Source organism: Inquilinus ginsengisoli (genome assembly GCF_050434925.1).
Lineage (GTDB): Bacteria > Pseudomonadota > Alphaproteobacteria > DSM-16000 > Inquilinaceae > Inquilinus > Inquilinus ginsengisoli_B.
On sequence record NZ_JBNDJK010000001.1, the window covers coordinates 6,628,695 to 6,645,466 of the forward strand.

11 protein-coding genes and 1 pseudogene are annotated in these 16,772 nt (G+C 70.4%); 3 read left to right on the top strand and 9 right to left on the bottom strand.

The genetic code is table 11. The annotated features are described in order from the left end of the window. Window positions 1-381 precede the first annotated feature (381 nt). Together QFZ27_RS31410 and chrA are read left to right on the top strand one after the other, a co-directional pair. Complete coding sequence (locus tag QFZ27_RS31410; protein WP_429230393.1) at window positions 382-4,434, top strand: NAD-dependent epimerase/dehydratase family protein; 4,053 nt, start codon at window positions 382-384, stop codon at window positions 4,432-4,434. Window positions 4,435-4,509: 75 nt separating this feature from the next. Beyond that, entirely contained in the window at window positions 4,510-5,742 is a 1,233-nt protein-coding gene (gene chrA, locus QFZ27_RS31415; RefSeq protein WP_429230394.1) for a chromate efflux transporter, read from the top strand. A 12-nt stretch (window positions 5,743-5,754) separates the two neighbouring features. Here chrA and QFZ27_RS31420 read toward each other — a convergent pair whose 3' ends face one another. The 4 genes and pseudogenes from QFZ27_RS31420 to QFZ27_RS31435 all read right to left on the bottom strand — a co-directional run bounded on the left by QFZ27_RS31420 (window position 5,755) and on the right by QFZ27_RS31435 (window position 9,484). Further along, window positions 5,755-6,630, bottom strand: a complete 876-nt coding sequence (locus QFZ27_RS31420; protein WP_429230395.1) for a hypothetical protein — start codon at window positions 6,628-6,630, stop codon at window positions 5,755-5,757. Window positions 6,631-7,108: 478 nt separating this feature from the next. Further along, window positions 7,109-7,943, bottom strand: a pseudogene (locus tag QFZ27_RS31425) (IS91 family transposase). Further along, window positions 7,862-8,884: a tyrosine-type recombinase/integrase gene (locus tag QFZ27_RS31430; protein ID WP_429230396.1), complete on the bottom strand. Its 1,023-nt coding sequence runs from the start codon at window positions 8,882-8,884 to the stop codon at window positions 7,862-7,864. Before QFZ27_RS31430 ends, QFZ27_RS31425 begins: the two are co-directional and overlap by 82 nt. A 240-nt stretch (window positions 8,885-9,124) precedes the next feature. After that, window positions 9,125-9,484: a M10 family metallopeptidase C-terminal domain-containing protein gene (locus QFZ27_RS31435; protein WP_429230397.1), complete on the bottom strand. Its 360-nt coding sequence runs from the start codon at window positions 9,482-9,484 to the stop codon at window positions 9,125-9,127. On the opposite strand from QFZ27_RS31435, the gene QFZ27_RS31440 reads away from it, so the two are divergent. After that, on the top strand, window positions 9,477-10,739 hold the full coding sequence (locus tag QFZ27_RS31440; protein ID WP_429230398.1) for a calcium-binding protein: 1,263 nt from the start codon (window positions 9,477-9,479) through the stop codon (window positions 10,737-10,739). The genes QFZ27_RS31435 and QFZ27_RS31440 overlap by 8 nt on opposite strands. A 103-nt stretch (window positions 10,740-10,842) precedes the next feature. Here the strand turns inward: QFZ27_RS31440 and QFZ27_RS31445 are convergent, their stop codons facing one another. From QFZ27_RS31445 to QFZ27_RS31465, 5 genes are all read right to left on the bottom strand, one after another. Next, window positions 10,843-11,268, bottom strand: coding sequence for a DUF3574 domain-containing protein (locus tag QFZ27_RS31445; protein WP_429230399.1), 426 nt, complete (start codon window positions 11,266-11,268; stop codon window positions 10,843-10,845). A 33-nt stretch (window positions 11,269-11,301) separates the two neighbouring features. Next, entirely contained in the window at window positions 11,302-11,562 is a 261-nt protein-coding gene (locus QFZ27_RS31450; RefSeq protein WP_429230400.1) for a DUF1127 domain-containing protein, read from the bottom strand. Between the two features lie 43 nt (window positions 11,563-11,605). Next, on the bottom strand, window positions 11,606-13,516 hold the full coding sequence (locus QFZ27_RS31455) for a calcium-binding protein (RefSeq protein WP_429230401.1): 1,911 nt from the start codon (window positions 13,514-13,516) through the stop codon (window positions 11,606-11,608). Window positions 13,517-13,602: 86 nt separating this feature from the next. Continuing rightward, window positions 13,603-14,247 (bottom strand): DUF924 family protein, encoded by a 645-nt coding sequence (locus QFZ27_RS31460; RefSeq protein ID WP_429230402.1) that lies wholly within the window; start codon window positions 14,245-14,247, stop codon window positions 13,603-13,605. Between the two features lies 1 nt (window position 14,248). After that, window positions 14,249-16,741 carry a hypothetical protein gene (locus QFZ27_RS31465; protein ID WP_429230403.1) on the bottom strand — a complete coding sequence of 831 codons (2,493 nt, stop codon included), beginning with the start codon at window positions 16,739-16,741 and terminating at the stop codon, window positions 14,249-14,251. Between the last annotated feature and the right edge of the window lie 31 nt (window positions 16,742-16,772).

The following is a 16,772-nucleotide window of genomic DNA, read 5'->3' on the forward strand; positions in this document are numbered from 1 at the left end:
GTGGCCGGCCTTTTCGTTTTGAGATCGGCGACGTCCGTCGAGGCCATGCTCGGCACGCCTTCTGCGAGCCTGCCCGTTCCCGCATCGATGCCAACCACCCCTCCAGGCACTAAGATTTCGAGTTTATATCTTGAGAAAATTATCTCATAAAACTTTACAGAAACTTCATTGACATCACAAGCTCTCAAAGGTTGAATTCGAAATCTGAAAACCTCCGACCGAAACTCCGGCGAAACCAAGGTTTCGTGACAAGGCGATCATTCCAGCGGCCGCCCGTCGGGTGACGCAAGGTTTCATTGCCGAGCTTTCGTTCGGATGCGTGGAACCTGAGGGCGCGCGAGCGCGGACTTGCCGCCTTCGAGCATGGGAACGCCGACCTTCATGAGAATCCTCATCACGGGCTCGCGCGGGCTGATCGGCACGGAAGCGATGCGATGCCTGGCTGAGGCCGGACACGAGCCGGTCCCCTTCGACATCGCCCATGAGCCGGAAACGCCCGGCCATGGCGACATCCGGAACGCCGACCAGCTGCGGCAGGCCATGGCCGGCTGCGATGGCGTCATCTCCCTCGCCGCCGTCTCCCGCGTCATCACCGGCGAGCGCAACCCGGAGCTGTGCTGGGACATCAATGTGAACGGCACCGAGACGGTGCTGAAGGTCGCGCTGGAGCAGCCGGCCGACCGCCGGCCCTGGGTGGTCTATGCCAGCAGCCGCGAGGTCTATGGCGATTCGGCGACGCTGCCGGTGCCGGAGGACGCGCCGCTCGAGCCGGTCAACATCTACGGCCGGTCCAAGGCCGCCGCCGAGGCCGCGGTCGGCCGCGCCCGGGAGGCCGGGCTGGCCACCGCGATCGTCCGCTTCTCCAACGTCTTCGGCTCGACCGCCGACCATCCCGACCGGGTGGTGCCGGCCTTCGCCCGGGCGGCCGCGACGGGCGGCACGATCTCGATCGAAGGCGCCGAGAACACCTTCGACTTCACCCATGTCGAGGATGTCGGCCGCGGCCTCGCCCTGCTGGTGGAATGCCTGAAGGACGGCCACCGGGCGCTGCCGCCGATCCATTTCGTCGGCGGCCGCGCCGTGTCGCTGGGCGAGCTGGCCGAGATGGCCCGGGCGGGCGCGCTGGCCCCGGTCGAGATCCGCACGGCACCGCCCCGCAATTTCGACGTGGCACATTTCCGGGGCGATCCGGCACGGGCCGAAGCGCTGCTGGGCTGGCGCGCCGAGATCACGGTCGAGGACGGGCTGCGCCGGCTGATCCAAGCCTATGCGGCCGAGGCGGAGCCGGAGCAGGCCGCCGAGACGCCGGCGACGAAGAGCAGCGCGCCCCGGCGGCTGTCGGCGCTGTCCCCCTGGATCCTGGATTTCAGCCACGACCCGATCCGCATGCCGCCGCGGCCGCCCACCCTGCGGCATGCCGACTACGAGGATGATTTCGACTTCACCACGGTGTTCTGCGACGTGTTCTGGGACGCGTCGGGCGAGTCGATCCGCCTGGTCGGGCCGCCGCTGTTGAACCTGGAGACGGAACTGGAGTTCCGGTTCACCGCCCTGCCCTCGATGCAGCCGTGCACCTTCCAGGTGCGGCACAAGCGCTGGGTCGACCTGGTCACCGTCCCGGTACCGCCCGGGACCACCGGGCTGATCGCCGACACCAGCCTGGGCCGCGCCTTCCTGGCGCCGCAGCCCAATCTGAGCGGGCTGTTCGCCGGCCGGCGCTGCATCTATGCGATGAGCCAGGACAACGACATCGCCTGGATCCAGGACTGGGTCCGCTACTATTCGCGCGGCCATGGCTGCAACGGCGTCGTCCTGTACGACAACAACTCCACCGCCTACGACGTGCGCGAGCTCGACGACGCGCTGCGCTCGATCGATCCGGCGATCGAGGTGCTGACCATCCCCTGGCCGTACAAATGGGGCGTGTTCGACGGCCGACGGCCGCTGTCCTACAGCATCTGGGATTCGTTTTACGGCCAGGCCGCGGCCTTCGAGCATGCGCGGCTGCGCTGTTTCCCGACGGCCGCCAGCGTCGTCAACGCCGATATCGACGAGCTGGCCGTCACCCGCGACGGGCAGAGCGTGTTCGAGATCGCCGAGCAGTCGGACACCGGCTTCATCCGCTTCGACGGCTGGTGGATCCACAATTACGCGACCGAGCCCCTGCCGCAGCAGCGCCGGCACAAGCACTTCTTCCACAAGAAGGCGGGGCGCCTGGACGCCTGCACCGAGAAATGGGCGGTGGTGCCGGCGAAGTCGCCCGAGGACGTGCAGTGGGCGATCCACAACGTCATCGGCATGATCCCGGACCAAGCCGGCTTCAAGGTCGGCCTGCGCCACTTCAAGCCGATCAACACCGCCTGGGACGTCGATTCGAACCTGTCCGACGCCAAGCGGACCGAGCTGTTCCATGGCGACGGCCCGGGGCTGGAGATCGACGAGGAGCTGCACCGGACCCTGGCCCGGGTCTTTCCCGACGGCGAGGACGAGCAGCCGGTCGAGGCCCCTGCCCGGCCGGCCGAGGTCACGGCCTATCAGCACCGGGTCCGGAGCGAGGCCCTGGCCCGCGGCGGCCGGACCGGGGAGGCGATCGGAGAGGCGCGCCGCGCCGCGGAGCTGCTGCCCGGCCATCCGGCGACACTCCTGCATCTCGGCAAGCTGCTGCGCATGGGGGGCCCGAAGGACGGGGGCGGCGAGGACGAGGCCGCCGGCCTGGAGCGGGAGGCGCAGCGCCTGCGCGAGGCAGACCCGCTGTACCATGTCCAGATGGGCCGGTCGGCCCAGCACACCGGCGCGATCGACGAGGCCGTCGCCAGCCTGCGCCGCGCTCTCGAGCTCGACCCGGAGTCGATCGACGCGGCCGAGCTGCTGTTCAAGCTGTTCTGGGGCCATGGCCGCTACGGCGAGGGCCGGGCGCTGGCCCGCGAGTGGATCGCCCGCGCCCCGGTCGACCTGGCCGAGGCTCAGGCTCTGGCCGGCACCATGCTGATGGCGATCGGCCGGGCGCCGGAGGCGATCCCGCACTGGCGCCGGGCTTTGGCGCTCGATCCCCAACGGTCCGACTTCCACCACAGCCTGGCACGCTGCCTGCTGCTCGACCGCAGCCTGGCCGAAGCGGAGGACGCGGAGCGGACGGCGATCCGCCTGTTCGAGGCGGAGACCGACCACGACCGCGACCCCACCCCGCCGGAGCTGGTGCAGAAGCTGAAGCGCAAGCTGCTGCTGCGAGCATCGACCCGGTCGTCGATGTGGGAGCAGCTCGGGCGCATCCTGCGCGCCAGGGGCCGCCTGGACGGTGCCCTGAACGCCGTGCGCGAGGCCATCCGCAACAGCCGCATCGACCCGGACCTGCATCTGCTGCTGGCCGAGATCCTGACCGATCTGCGCAAGCCCGAGCAGGCCAGGGCCGAGCAGGAGAAGGCAGCGGCGGTGGCGCGCGAGCTGCTGGGCCATCCGCCCAACACCATCCGCACCGCCTTCGACCGCGAGCGCGACATGGTCGGGCTGTACGCCTGGGTCGCCGGCATCCTGCTGCGCTGCGGCCATGCCGCGGAGGCGATGGCGACGATCGAGGAGATCGGCCGGCACTTCGCCGGCAGCGCCAATGCCACGACCGCGCGGGCCGGCTTCCTGATCTCGGCGGGCAAGGCCGAGGCGGCCGAGCGGCTGATCGCCGAGGCCATCGCCCGCGGCGGGGACCATTCCCGGCTGCACCACCTGCACAGCACCGTGCTGTCGCAGCTGGGCCGGATGCCGCGGGCGATCGCCGCCTGCCGGCGCGCCCTGGAGCATGATCCGGAGGGGCCGCATCTGCACCGCGCCCTGGCCGCGCTGCTGATCACCGACAAGCGCTGGGCCGAGGCGGCCAGGGCGCTGGAGACGGCGATCGCGCTGGAACCGTCGCATGCCGGCGCCCAGCGCCAGTTGAGCAACGCCCTCGCCGCGCTCGACCGGCCGGCGGAGGCGGAGGCGGCGGCGCGCCGGGCGATCGAGCTGTCGCCCGACGATGCGGCTCTCTACCGCCACCTCGGCAACCTGCTCGCCGGCTGGAAGCGCTGGAAGGACGCGGTGGTCGAGCTGCGCCGGGCGATCGAGCTCGATCCCGGCCATGCCGGCGCGCTGCGGCAGCTCAGCGCCGCCTTCGCCGCGCTCGACCAGGCGGACAAGGCGGTCTCGACCGCGCGCAAGGCGATCAAGCTGGCGCCCGAGGAGGCGGCGCTGCATCGCCATCTCGGCAACCTGCTGGCCGCCCAGAAGCGCTGGGACGAGGCGGCCCTGGCGCAGGGCCGGGCGGTCGAGCTGGAGCCGTCCCATGCCGGGGCGCGGCGGCAGCTCGAGATCGCCCTGGCCGAGGCTCGCAAGGCCAGGCCGCAGAGCCGGGTGAGGCAGCCGGCCGTGCCGGCGGCGCAGTACAGCGGCACGGCGGCGGAGTAGGCGGGAGTCCACGGTTGACGGCCTCGGCGGGACTCCCCTATCGGTGAGCCCCGCCCGGAGCTGCGAGCCGCCGCGATGACTGCTACCGACGACGCCGAAACGGCCGCGCCGCCAAGCCGGGGCTCGCCGGCCGAGGTGGCCTGGGTCTTCCTCAAGCTCGGACTTACCTCCTTCGGCGGGCCGATCGCCCATCTCGGCTATTTCCGGGACGAGCTGGTGGCGCGGCGGAAATGGATCGACGAGGCCGGCTATGCCGATCTCGTCGCCCTGTGCCAGTTCCTGCCGGGGCCGGCCTCGAGCCAGGTCGGCTTCGCCCTGGGCCTGCTGCGCGGCCGCGGGCTGCTCGGCGGGCTCGCCGCCTGGTGCGGCTTCACCCTGCCCTCGGCCGTCCTGCTCTGCCTGTTCGCGTTCGGCGCCGCCGCCCTCACCGGCCCGGTCGCGGCGGGCGTGCTGCACGGGCTGAAGCTGGTCGCGGTCGCCGTCGTCGCCCAGGCGGTCTGGGGCATGGCGAAGACCCTGACGCCCGACCGGGAGCGTGCGGCGATCGCATTGGCGGCAGTGGCGGTCACGGCGTTCGCCGCCGGATCGCTCGGCCAGATCGGCGCCATCGCCCTCGGCGCGGTCGCCGGCCTTCGGCTCTGCCGCGACGGCGGCCCCGCCTCGGCCGGCCGGCTGAACGTTCCGGTGTCGCGCCAAGGCGGCGCCGCCGCCCTGATCCTGTTCGCCGCGCTCTTCCTGGCCGTGCCGGCGCTGGCGGCGGCGACCGGAAGCCAGGGCCTCGCGCTGTTCGATGCTTTCTACCGTTCCGGCGCGCTGGTTTTCGGCGGCGGCCATGTGGTGCTGCCGCTGCTGCAGGCCGAGGTGGTGGCGCCCGGCTGGGTGACGAACGAGGCCTTCCTCGAAGGCTACGGCCTGGCACAGGCGGTGCCCGGGCCGCTGTTCACCTTCGCCGCCTGGCTCGGCGCGGTGATGGGGCCGGCGCCGAACGGCGTCGCCGGCGCCGCGATCGCGCTGGCCGCGATCTTCCTGCCGGGGCTGCTGCTGCTCTACGGCGCCCTGCCCTATTGGGACGCGCTGCGCCGGTACCCGGGCGCGCAGAGCGCCATGCGCGGCGCCAATGCGGCCGTGGTCGGCATCCTCGGCGCGGCCCTCTACAGCCCGGTCTGGACCAGTGCCGTGCTGGCGCCGAGCGATTTCGCCCTGGCGCTGGCCGGCTTCCTGGCCCTGACGGTGTGGAAGGCGCCGCCCTGGACCGTCGTCCTCGGCCTGGCCGCGGCCGGAGGCGCGCTGCCGCTGATCGGGGCGTAGCGCTGCGGACCGTTATCCGGTGTCGGGGGTGTCGGGGTTTTGGTCGCAGAGGGATTCGAGGCAGTCGGAGCTGTCGATGCCGAGGGAGCGGCAGAGACGGTCGGTGACGGTGAAGATGGTCTCGGTGTCGAGCCATTCGATCACGTCGGCTTCCTGCAGCCGGACCGCCAGACCGGCCCTGATCCCGTCGATCCGGGCCGGGTCGACCTGGGCGCAGGCCCGCTCGACAGCGGCAACGGCGGCGTCCCGACGTTTGGCCCGCTCGGCTTCAATTCTGGCCTCGCTGCCGGCGGGGCGGGCCGGCCGCGGCGTGCCCGGCCAGCCGTGAGCCCAGTTGCGCCATTGCTCGGCGAAGCCGAGGCCGCAGGCCAGCCCGGCCATCACCGAGCCGACCGGCCGGTCCTCGACCCGGACATCCTCGTCCTCGTAGAGGTGCCGGATCCGCTCATCGAGCTCGGCGTGCAGGTCGTCGACGCGGTCGAGATCCTCGGTCTCATTCCAGATCATGTCCTGCAGAACCTCCCGGACCTGCTCGCGGTGCCGATCGCGGCGGGCCTTGCGGGCGGCCTCGCGGTCGGGAGCCTCGACCTTGTCGCGGGCGCAGAGCCGGTCGGCGGCGCGGGCGCGCTGGGCCAGCGAGCGCTGCACCGAGTTGGAGAAGCGGCTGAAGGCCAGCCCGGCCTCCCGCGCCTCGGCCCGGGCCGTCTCCACCGCGACCGCGTCGGCCTTGGGCTCGGCGGCCCGAACCTGGGCGGCCAGCGCGCGGGCGCCTTCGCCTTCGGCCAACTGCATGGCGATCTCGGCCAGGCGCGTAAGCGTCCGGACCTGCTGCAGCGCAAGGCTGCGGCAATAGGCCTGGAGGTCGAGTTCTTCTGATGCGGGTTCCATAGAACGTATCATGAACGAGGCACATAACCGGCGCAATGAACATTGCGTTAACAACGCCGTCCGACCTGGAAACGGCTCGAAACCTTGCTCGACCCACAGTGGATGCTTTCCGTCAGGGCTGTCGAACGTCTGCAATGGTGAAGGGTTTCGGATGCCGGCCCGTCGAGACCTATCCGCCGGCGCTGAGGGCCGGCGTCCGAAACCCTCCCAGGAAGGACCCCGCGGCGGCCAGGTGAGGATCAGCGGTCTATGGGGATTTGATGGCGGCGGCGGGGTGCGTGAGGAATGCGCTGGCGGGTATCGATGGCGGCGGCACGACGATAGCGGTCGGGAGTTTGTCGTCGCGACGGCCGTCGGCGGGGTTGTCCTGGCATGATCGACGGCGTCGCCCGCGCCTTCGGAGGCGCCGGGGCGACAGCGATGCGACGGCGGAAGCAAGGTCCCCCGGCAGGCGGCTGGTGCGATGAGGCAGTGGGCGTCATGGCATCGCGGCCCTGACCCCGGCTCGGGGCGATGGTGGGCCGCGGGGTGCGTTGCCGCGCCTGAAGCTCTCGACGATGATCATGCGGCCGCCGCAACAGGGGCATGGCGGGCGATGGTCGGCCGCGACGCCGGCGGCCATGTCCGCGTCGTCATGCTGGGTTGCCGGATCGATCGAGATCGGGGGCGCGGCGATCAGTTCTTTGGCCCGCGCGATGTTGGCCTTGCAGGTGGCGCTGGCGAGCAATCCGTAGTGACGGATGCGGTGGAACCCCTTGGGCAGAACATGGAGCAGGAAGCGCCTGATGAACTCGTCGGGCGCCAGCGTCATCGTGCGAAGCCGCTCCCGGCCGTTGCGGCGGTAATCCTTGTCGCGGAAGGTGACGCCGCGCTCGTCGAGGCCGACCAGGCGGCTGTTGGAGATGGCGACGCGGTGGGTGTAGCGGGCGAGATAGGCGAGCACCGCCTCGGGCCCCGGCGAAGGGCGGCTTGGCGTAGACGAACCAGTTCTTCCTGCCGAGCGGCGCGAGGTGCGCGGCGAAGGCCTGCCGGTCACGCAAGCCATCGAGTTCGCCGAAGAACGCCAGCCGGCCGGTTGCATGGGCGCCCTGGCACTTGGGACAATGGCGGTTGCGGCACGAGTTGTCGGCGATCCGGCTGTGGCCGCAATCCTCGCAGTGCTCGACATGACCGCCGAGGGCGGCCGAGCGGCAGCATTCGATGGCCGACATCACCTTGAGCTGGCCGAGGCTCACATGCCCGGCATTGGCTCGGCGCCAGGCGGCCCCATGGTGATGGAAGATGTCTGCGACCTCCAGCTTCGGGCGGCGCACCGCCGCCGGGCTAGGCTCCGGGTCTCGGCCTCCCTGCGGGCAGCGGCGCGAGCCGGTCGAGCGGACTGGTCACGCTGCGGATCGTGGTGTTGGCGACGCGGGTGTAGAGGGCCGTGGTGTCGAGCTTGGCGTGGCCGAGCAGCACCCCCGCCTTCGCGGGGCAGGCTCTGGATGACGCGGATGTCGGTGTCCTGTTCCAGCAGGTGGGTGGCGAAGCTGTGCCGCAGCGTGTGCGGCGACACCCGCTTCTTGATCCCGGCGACCTCGGCGGCGGCATGGACGGCACGGTTGAGCTGACGGGTCGACAGCGGCTCGACCGGGTTGCGGCCCGGAAACAGCCAGCCCCGCGGCAGCAGAACGCCCAAGCGCCGCCCCTCCCGCCACCAGGCGCGCAGCAGCTCGAGCCGCTGCGGCGACAGCATGGCGTGGCGGTCCTTGCGGCCCTTGCCCTGCTCGACCCGCAGCAGCATGCGCTCGGAATCGATGTCGCCGACCTTGAGCGCGACCACCTCGGAGACGCGCAGCCCGGCGCCGTAGGCGGTGGCGAGCGCCGCCTTGTACTTCGGCCCCGGCGACGCCTGGAGCAGCAGCGTGACCTCCTCGACGCTCAGCACGGCCGGCAGCCGGCGCGGCTCGCGCACCACGGTGAGCCGCCGGGCCAAGTCCGGCCGATCCAGCGTCACGGTGAAAAAGAAGCGCAGGGCCGAGACCGCGCTGTTGACGCTCGGCGGCTGCACGCCGGTCTGCGTCTGGTGCAACTGGAAACGGCGCAGGTCCTCCGCCGTCGCCGTGTCCGGCGACCGGCCGATGAAGGCCGCGAACGAACGGACGTGCCGAACATAGTCGCTGCGGGTCTTCTCGGTGAAGCCGCGCACCCTCATGTCCTCGATCATGCGCTCGCGGAGCGCGCTGACGGGACGATGTGACGGATGGATGGTCATCGGGGTGCTCCTCTCTCGAGCCGAAGGTCGCTGGACCTTCGATGCTCGGGATCGGATGCCCTGGTCGTCACGCCTTACCGCTCACCCACCCACCACCATTGCCAATTATGGTCCGGCTGCGACACTCGTCCTCCCGCGAAAGCGGGTTCGTTCATGGGTGAGGAGCGGACGTCACGGCGGCTTGGCGCGACGTCCGGATTGGGCAGGAAGCGGTCGCAAGATTGCTCAGATCAGCAGCGGCTACAGCAGGAAGTCGCTGGCGGTCAGGGCGTGGTCGGCGGTGACGTTGATGGCGAAGTCGGAGACCTTGTCGCCGTTGACGTCGACATAGACCACCTGGACCTGGCCGTAGGTCACCATCCGCAGTTCGCCGGCATGGCGGGTGTAGTCGCCGGTGCCGAAGCTGAAGGCGGTGTCGCCATTGCTCGGGTTGCCATCGGCATCGATCGCCGACAGGTCGATCCGGTCGCCGGTCGAGAAATCGGCGATGGTGTCCTTGCCGGCGCCGGAGACGGTGCTGTCCGACAGCGCCGTGTAGACGAAGCTGTCATTGCCGGCCCCGCCCTTCAGCAGGTCGCCGCCGCCGCCCCCGGTGAGCACTCGGCTGGATGGCGGTCTTGGTGACGATATCCTAATCGGCGGCACCGGTGACGACCGGCTGGACGGCGGTGTTGGCGACGACCTCCTGATCGGCGGCACCGGTGACGATCAGGTGACGGTCGACTCCGCCGGCGACATCGTGATCGAGTATGCCAACGAAGGCTATGACCAGGTCGCCGCCTTCATCAATTTCACGCTGGCCGACAATGTCGAGGCGCTCGCCTTCGGCGGCCTCGCCAATCTCAGCGGAACCGGCAACGCCGCCGACAACAGGATCTCGGGAAATGACGGCGCCAACATGCTGTCTGGACTTGAAGGCGACGACGTCCTCTTCGGCTACTCCGGCGACGACGTGCTCCGCGGCGGCGCCGGCGCCGACGACTTCTTCGGTGGCGACGGCAGCGACACTGCCAGCTACTACATTGGCACCACTGGGGTCGTGGTCAACCTCACCCTCGTCGACCACCACGGCACCGGCAGCGGCGGCGAGGCCGCGGGCGACAGGCTGACCGGAATTGAGAACATCGACGGCAGCCAGGGCGACGACAGCCTCATCGGCGACAGCGGCGCGAACACGCTGCAAGGCGGGTACGGCAACGACGTGCTCACCGGCAACGGCGGCAACGACGTGCTCAACGGCGGCGGCGGCAACGATGTGCTTTATGGCTATCTCGGCGCCGACACGCTCGATGGCGGCACCGGCAGCGACACCGCCAGCTATTATACTGGCACCACTGGGGTCGTGGTCGACCTCGTCAGCGGCACCGGGAGCGGCGGCCAAGCCGCGGGCGACATGCTGACCGGAATTGAGAACCTCTCCGGCAGCCACGGCGACGACAGTCTTATCGGCAACAGCGGCATGAACACACTGCAGGGCTGGAACGGCAACGACGTGCTTACCGGCGCCGGGGGCAAGGACACGCTCGCCGGCGGCACCGGGACGGACCGCTTCGCCTACACCGCTTCCGCCGACAGCGCAGTCGGGGCCAATGCCGACCGGATCACAGATTTCAGCCATGCCCAGGGCGACAAGATCGACCTGTCGGCGATCGACGCCGACACCGGCTCCGCCGGCGACCAAGCCTTCAGCTTCATCGGCCCCGCCCTCTACACCGGCGTCGCCGGGCAGCTGCGCTACCACTCCAACGGCACCATCACCACCATTGCCGGCGACATCAACGGCGACGGCACTTCGGACTTTCACATCCAGCTCACGGGGTCTATCGGCGTGGTGGCCGGCGACTTCGTGATATAGTGGCGATTCAGCCCCGACGGGAACCAAGCGTCGTAGACGTCGCGCCAGCCTGCGGTCGCCACCTCGTCCCGACGCGCCATGCCTGCACTGGCCACGACAGGCCTCAGAAGTCGGCGCAGGTTGGGGCCAGGGTCAGCCCGACCGATTGCTGGCGGAACCGGCTGACATAGGCGGCCCGGATCTCCGCCAGCCGGGCCAGCGTGTCCGGCGTGTTCGGGGCCAGGATCATGACGACATAGGAGGGCTCGCGCACCACCTGCCGGGTCTCGCTGTCGCGCCACTGGCCGGCCGCCTCGAACACCGTCAGCCCGTCCGGGAAGCGCGGCGTCACCTCCCGGCCCAGGAAGTCCGTCCATTGAGCGTCGGACACATTGGCCCGCCCCTCGATATTGCGGCCGAACAGCAGTTCGGCCTGCAGCACGCCGTCGCCGCCGACGCCGCGGCACAGGGCTGCGTCGGCCGCCTCATGTCCCCGGGCCGCGGACGGCAGGGCGAGGCACAGCAGGGCGAGGACCAGTCGTTTGCGCATGATGCGATTCCTTGTGAAGCGAGAGGTCTGCCGTCAGGCCATCCAGAACGGCTTGTTCGCCTCGCGGGCCGCGGCGGCGCGGTCGAGGCCGACGTCGCGCAGCTCACGGTCGCCGAGCACGCCGAGCTGGCGGCGGGTCCGCGCCCGCCGCAGCCACAGCTCGAAGGTCTGCCGCGGGCTGCCGGCGTCGCTCATGCTCCGGCCGGGCAGCATCCCGGCGGCTGCCAGGCCCCAGAGCGCGGATGCTTCCGACCGGGCCGGGCAAGGTCCGGTGAAGACCTGTCGTCTGCGCATGATCCGCTTCCTCGATATCGGGTGGCCGCGGCGGGTGCTCGGGTCAGAGCACGAAGTCCGTGGCCTGCAGGCCGATCTGGCCGGCCAGGGTGATGTGGAAATCCGACACGCCGTCGCCGGTGACGTCGCCGGCGACGGTCGTGACGCCGGGGGCGGTGACGGCGAAGCGCAGCTGTCCGGCCGCGCCGGTGAACAGGCCGCTGCCGATGAAGCTGAAGCTCTGGTTGCCGATGGCCGAGAGGTTGGCGTCGATGCCGGCCAGGTCGATCCTGTCGCCCTGGGCTCGGCTGAAATCGACGATCCGGTCGGCATTGGCGCCGACCACGCTGTCGCCGGTCGCGGCATAGATGAAGCGGTCGGCGCCGAGGCCGCCGGCCAGCATGTCCTTGCCGGCCGCACCCTTGAGCAGGTCGTTGCCCTCAAAGCCGCTGAGGGCGTTGGCGACGGCATTGCCGGTGAGGGTGTCGCCGGCGGTGCTGCCGTTGACGTTCTCGATGTCGATCAGGCGGTCGCCGCCCGCCTCGCCGCCGCTTTCCAGGCTGGTGTTGCCGAGATCGACCTTCACCGCGGTGGTGGAGCCGAAATAGGTGGCGAGGTCGATGCCGGCGCCGCCGTCCAGCGTGTCGCCCCCATTGCCGCCGCGGAGGATGTCGTTGCCCGACAGACCTTGCAGGACGTTTTTCGCGCTCGACCCGGTCAGCCGGTCGGCGCCGAGGCCGCCGGTGAGGTTCTCGATCCCGCTCAGCGTGTCGCCCTGGGCGTTGCCGCCGGCACCGGTGCCGGCGGCGAGGTCAACCACCACGCCGACGCCGCCCTCGTCATAGGCGGCGGTGTCGATGCCGAACCCGCCGACCAGCACGTCGGCGCCGGCACCGCCGCGGAGGACGTTGTCGAGGCTCGACCCGGTCAGGCTGTCGGCGAAGGCGCTGCCCTGGACGTTCTCGATCTGCTGCAGCGTGTCGCCCGCGGCATGGGCGCCGCTGCCGATGCCGGTGGCAAGGTTGACCGCCACGCCGCCCACGCTGTCGCTGTAGGTGGCGGTGTCGATGCCGCTGTCGCCGTCCAGCACATCCGCCCCGGCACCGCCATGCAGGCGGTCGTCGAAGGAGTTGCCGCGCAGCGTATCGTTTCCGGCGAGTCCCGACAGGATATCGTTGCCGCCGCCGCCATCCAGCAGGTTGGCCGCGGCGGACCCGATCAGCGTGTCGGCGCTGCCGGTGCCGAGGACGTTCTCGATGCCGGAGATGGTGTCGCCCGCGGCGTCGCCGCCGGCGACCGCATTGGCGGTGAGATTCACCACCACCCCGGCCGCGCCGCCGCCGAACTGGGCCGTGTCGATGCCGGCGCCGCCGATCAGGACATCGCCCCCGGCGCCGCCGCGGAGGATGTCGTCGCCGTCGCCGCCTTCGAGCCGGTCGCTGCCGGCATCGCCGTCCAGCGTGTCGTCTTCGCCGAGGCCGAGGAGAGTGTCGTTGCCGTTCAGGCCGAAGAGCTGGTTGGCCACGACCGACCCGGTCAGGGCATCACCGCCGGCGCTGCCCTGGATGTCCTCGATGTCGTTCGCGAGGGTGTCGCCCTGGGCCTCGCCGCCCGAAGCCTGCAGCGTCGTCAGATTGACCGTCACGCCGGTGCCGCCGTCGAACTGGATGATGTCGCGGCCGGCGCCGCCGCTGAGCGCGTCCGCCCCCGCCCCGCCGATCAGCCGGTCGTTGAGGTCGCCGCCGTCGAGGGAGTCGTCGCCGGCCTGACCGCTCAGGATGTCGTTACCGCCGAGCCCCTTCAGCGTGTCGCCGCCGCCGCCGGCGAAGACGATGTCGCTGCCCCCCGCCGTGTTGATGACGTCGCTGCCGTTGGTGGCAGTATCGAACTCGGTGAAGATGGCGCTTGGGGGCGAGTTGCCGTCGCCGGCGACATGGATGAAGTCCGGGCCGTCGGTTGCCACGATGTTGGCCATGATCGATTCCTTTGTCTTGGGTTGCGTGTCGAAGCCGGTCTACGGCATCCGCCCCGGAGCGTCTGTCACCTGGGGAACAGCGCGGTTCAGGACGGCTTGAGACCGGGCGGGCGGCGCAGATGGACGAGGTCGCCCTGGGCCAGCCAGGCCGCCTCCGCCGCGGTCGAGGCGCGGCCGAGGATCGGGTTGCGATGGGGAAAGCGGCCGAACCGGGCGATCACATCGAGATGGGACCGCGCCTGGCTGACATGGAACCGGTACAGCGGCCGCAGCCGTTCCGGCGCCTCGGCCGCCACCAGTTCGGCCATCGCCACCACCTGCTTCAGCCGGGCCTGGTGGTCCGGCCCCTCGGCATGGGCCAGCGGCATCAGGAAGAAGATCTGCTCCCACGGCCGGGTCAGCGCATCGTAATGGCCGTTCGCCAGCCCGTCCCGGGCGATCCGCAAGGCCTCGGCATCGCCGGCATAGGCCTCCGGGCGGCCGGCGAACAGGCCGCGCGGGAACTGGTCCAGCACCAGGATCAGCGACAACCGCCCGAGCGGCGTTTCGAGCCAGGACCCGAGGCCGCCGGCGCGGGCGGCGGCCAGCACCGGGGCCAGCGGCATCAAGGCCGCATTGGCGCCGCCGCCGAACCACCAGCCATGCAGCCGCATATGCGTCTCCAGATCGGCTGTGTCGAGGCCGTCCGGGAACCAGAAGTGATGGACCCTGCGCCAATCCATGTCGGTCATGTCACAGCACGAAGTCGCCGGCGGCGAGCGTGATGCTGCCGGCCAGGGTGATGTGGAAGTCCGACACCTTGTCGCCGTTGACGTCGCCGGCGATGGTGGTGACGCCGGGTGCGGTGACGCCGAAGCGCAGTTGCCCGGCGACACCGGTGTAGAGGCCGGCGCCGATGAAGCTGAAGGCCTGGTTGCCGGCCGCGATGGTGCTGGCATCGATCGCGGTCAGGTCGATACGGTCGGCCTGGGCCCGGCTGAAATCGGTGATCCGGTCGGCATTGGCACCAACCACGCTGTCGCCGAGGGCGGTGAAGTGATAGCGGTCGGCCCCGAGGCCGCCGGTCAGCACATCCTTGCCGGCCCCGCCGACGAGGGCGTCGTTGCCGTTCCAGCCCTGCAGCGTGTTGGCGCCGGCGTTCCCGGCCAAGCCGTCATTGGCTTGGCTGCCGGAGAGATTCTCGATGCCGATCAGGGTGTCGCCCTGAGCCTCGCCGCCGGCGCCCTTGCCGGTGACCAAGCTGACCGCGACCCCGACCGAACCGGTGAAATAGCTGGCGGTGTCGATGCCGGTGCCGCCGTCGAGGGTGTCGGGCCCGATGCCGCCGCGGAGCACGTCATCGCCCTCGAAGCCGCGCAGGACATTGGCGCCTCCGTTGCCGGTGATGTCGTCGCCGCCCTTGCCGCCATTGACGTTCCCGATGGCGGAATAGATGTCGCCCTGGGCGTCGCCGCGGCTGCCGGTCCCGGTCTGCAGGTTGACGGTCACCGCCGCCGCGGCGCCGAAATAGGTGACGAGGTCGGCGTCGTTGTCCTGGCCGCCATCCATCTTGTCCGCCCCCGCGCCGCCGCGAAGCACGTCGCTGCCGGCGCCTCCGTTCAGGATGTCGTCGCGGTCGAGGCCGCTGAGGATGTCGTTGCCGTTGCCGCCGGAGAATGCGTTCGCCACGCCCGATCCGGTCAGGGTGTCGCCGCCATCGCCGCCGGAGATGTCCTCGATGCCGTGGCCGGCGCTGAGCACGTCGCCCTGCGCTTCGCCGCCCTGGGCAATCCGCGCCGTCAGGTCGACGGTGACGCCGGCGAGGCCGCTGAAGATGATGGCGTCGATGCCGGAACCGCCGCTGAGCCTGTCGGCCCCTGCCCCGCCGGCCAGAACATCGTCACCGGACCCACCAACCAGGAAGTCGTTGCCGGCCAGGCCGTGGAGACGGTCATTGCCGCCGCTGCCGGAGAGGGTGTTGTCGACAGCAGAGCCGTCCAGGAAGTCCCGGCCATTGCCGCCGGTGATATTCTCGATGTCGGTGATGACATCGCCCGCGGCGTCGCCGAAATCGGCGGTCCCGGTCGTCAGATTGACGGTCACCCCATTCGTGTCGCCGCTGTAGGAAACTTCGTCGACACCGCTGCCGCCGCTGAGATGGTCCGCCCCGGCCCCGCCGATGAGATCGTCGTCGCCGGCACGACCGAACAGTGTATCATTGCCGGTGCCGCCGGTGAGGTCGTCGTTGCCGGAGCCGCCGTCGAGCACGTTGTCCACGGCCGACCCGACCAGGTCGTCGCCCGCGATCGTCCCGTTGATGTTTTCGATGTCGCCGGAGAGCACGTCGCCCTCGGCCTCGCCGTTCGAGGCGGTCAGCGCCGCCAGGTCGACGCGAACCCCGACGTCGCCGAAGTACCGGATCGTGTCGATGCCGGCGCCGCCCTGGAGATGATCCGCCCCGACCCCGCCGACCAGGTCGTCGATGCCGTCCCCTCCGACCAGCGTGTCGTTGCCGGCTTCGCCCCTGAGATCGTCGTCGCCGGCGCCGCCGTCGAGCATGTTGTCCAAGGCCGATCCGACCAGATCGTCGCCTTCCGTCGTGCCGATGACGTTCTCGACGTCGCTGTCGATGATATCGCCCAGGGCTTCGCCGAAGGTGCCGGTGCCGCCGATGGTCATCCGCACGCCCTCGAGGTCGCCGTCGCCGTCGACATCCGCGGCGAAGTAAGTGATCGTGTCGATATCGGCGCCGCCGATGAAGCGGTCGGCACCGGCGCCGCCCCGGAGATCGTCGTCGCCGCGGCCACCGGCCAGGATGTCGTCGCCGCCCAGGCCCTTGAGCGTGTCGTTGCCGCCGAAGCCTTCGAGCACATTGGCGCCCGCCGCCCCGACGAGGGTGTCGTCGAACGCGGATCCGTCGACGTTCTCGACAAGGGCCAGCGTGTCGCCCTGGGCCTCACCGGAGGATGCGGTGCCCGTGCTCAGATCGACGATCACCTGGGCCGTGCTGCCGGAATAGGACGCCGTATCGACACCGTCTCCACCGATCACGATGTCCGCGCCGATCCCGCCGATCAGAAAGTCATCGCCGCCACCACCGAACAGCCGATCGTTGCCGAGGCCGCCATCGAGGATGTCAGCGTCGTTCGTGGCCTCCGCAATCTCATGGAAGGTGACCGGAATGAACTGGCCGTCCGACGGAACGTGGATGATGTCGTCTGCAGCCGTGCCGATAACGAGAGCCATGTTGGTTGTCCCTGGTTCGAGTGATGGATGA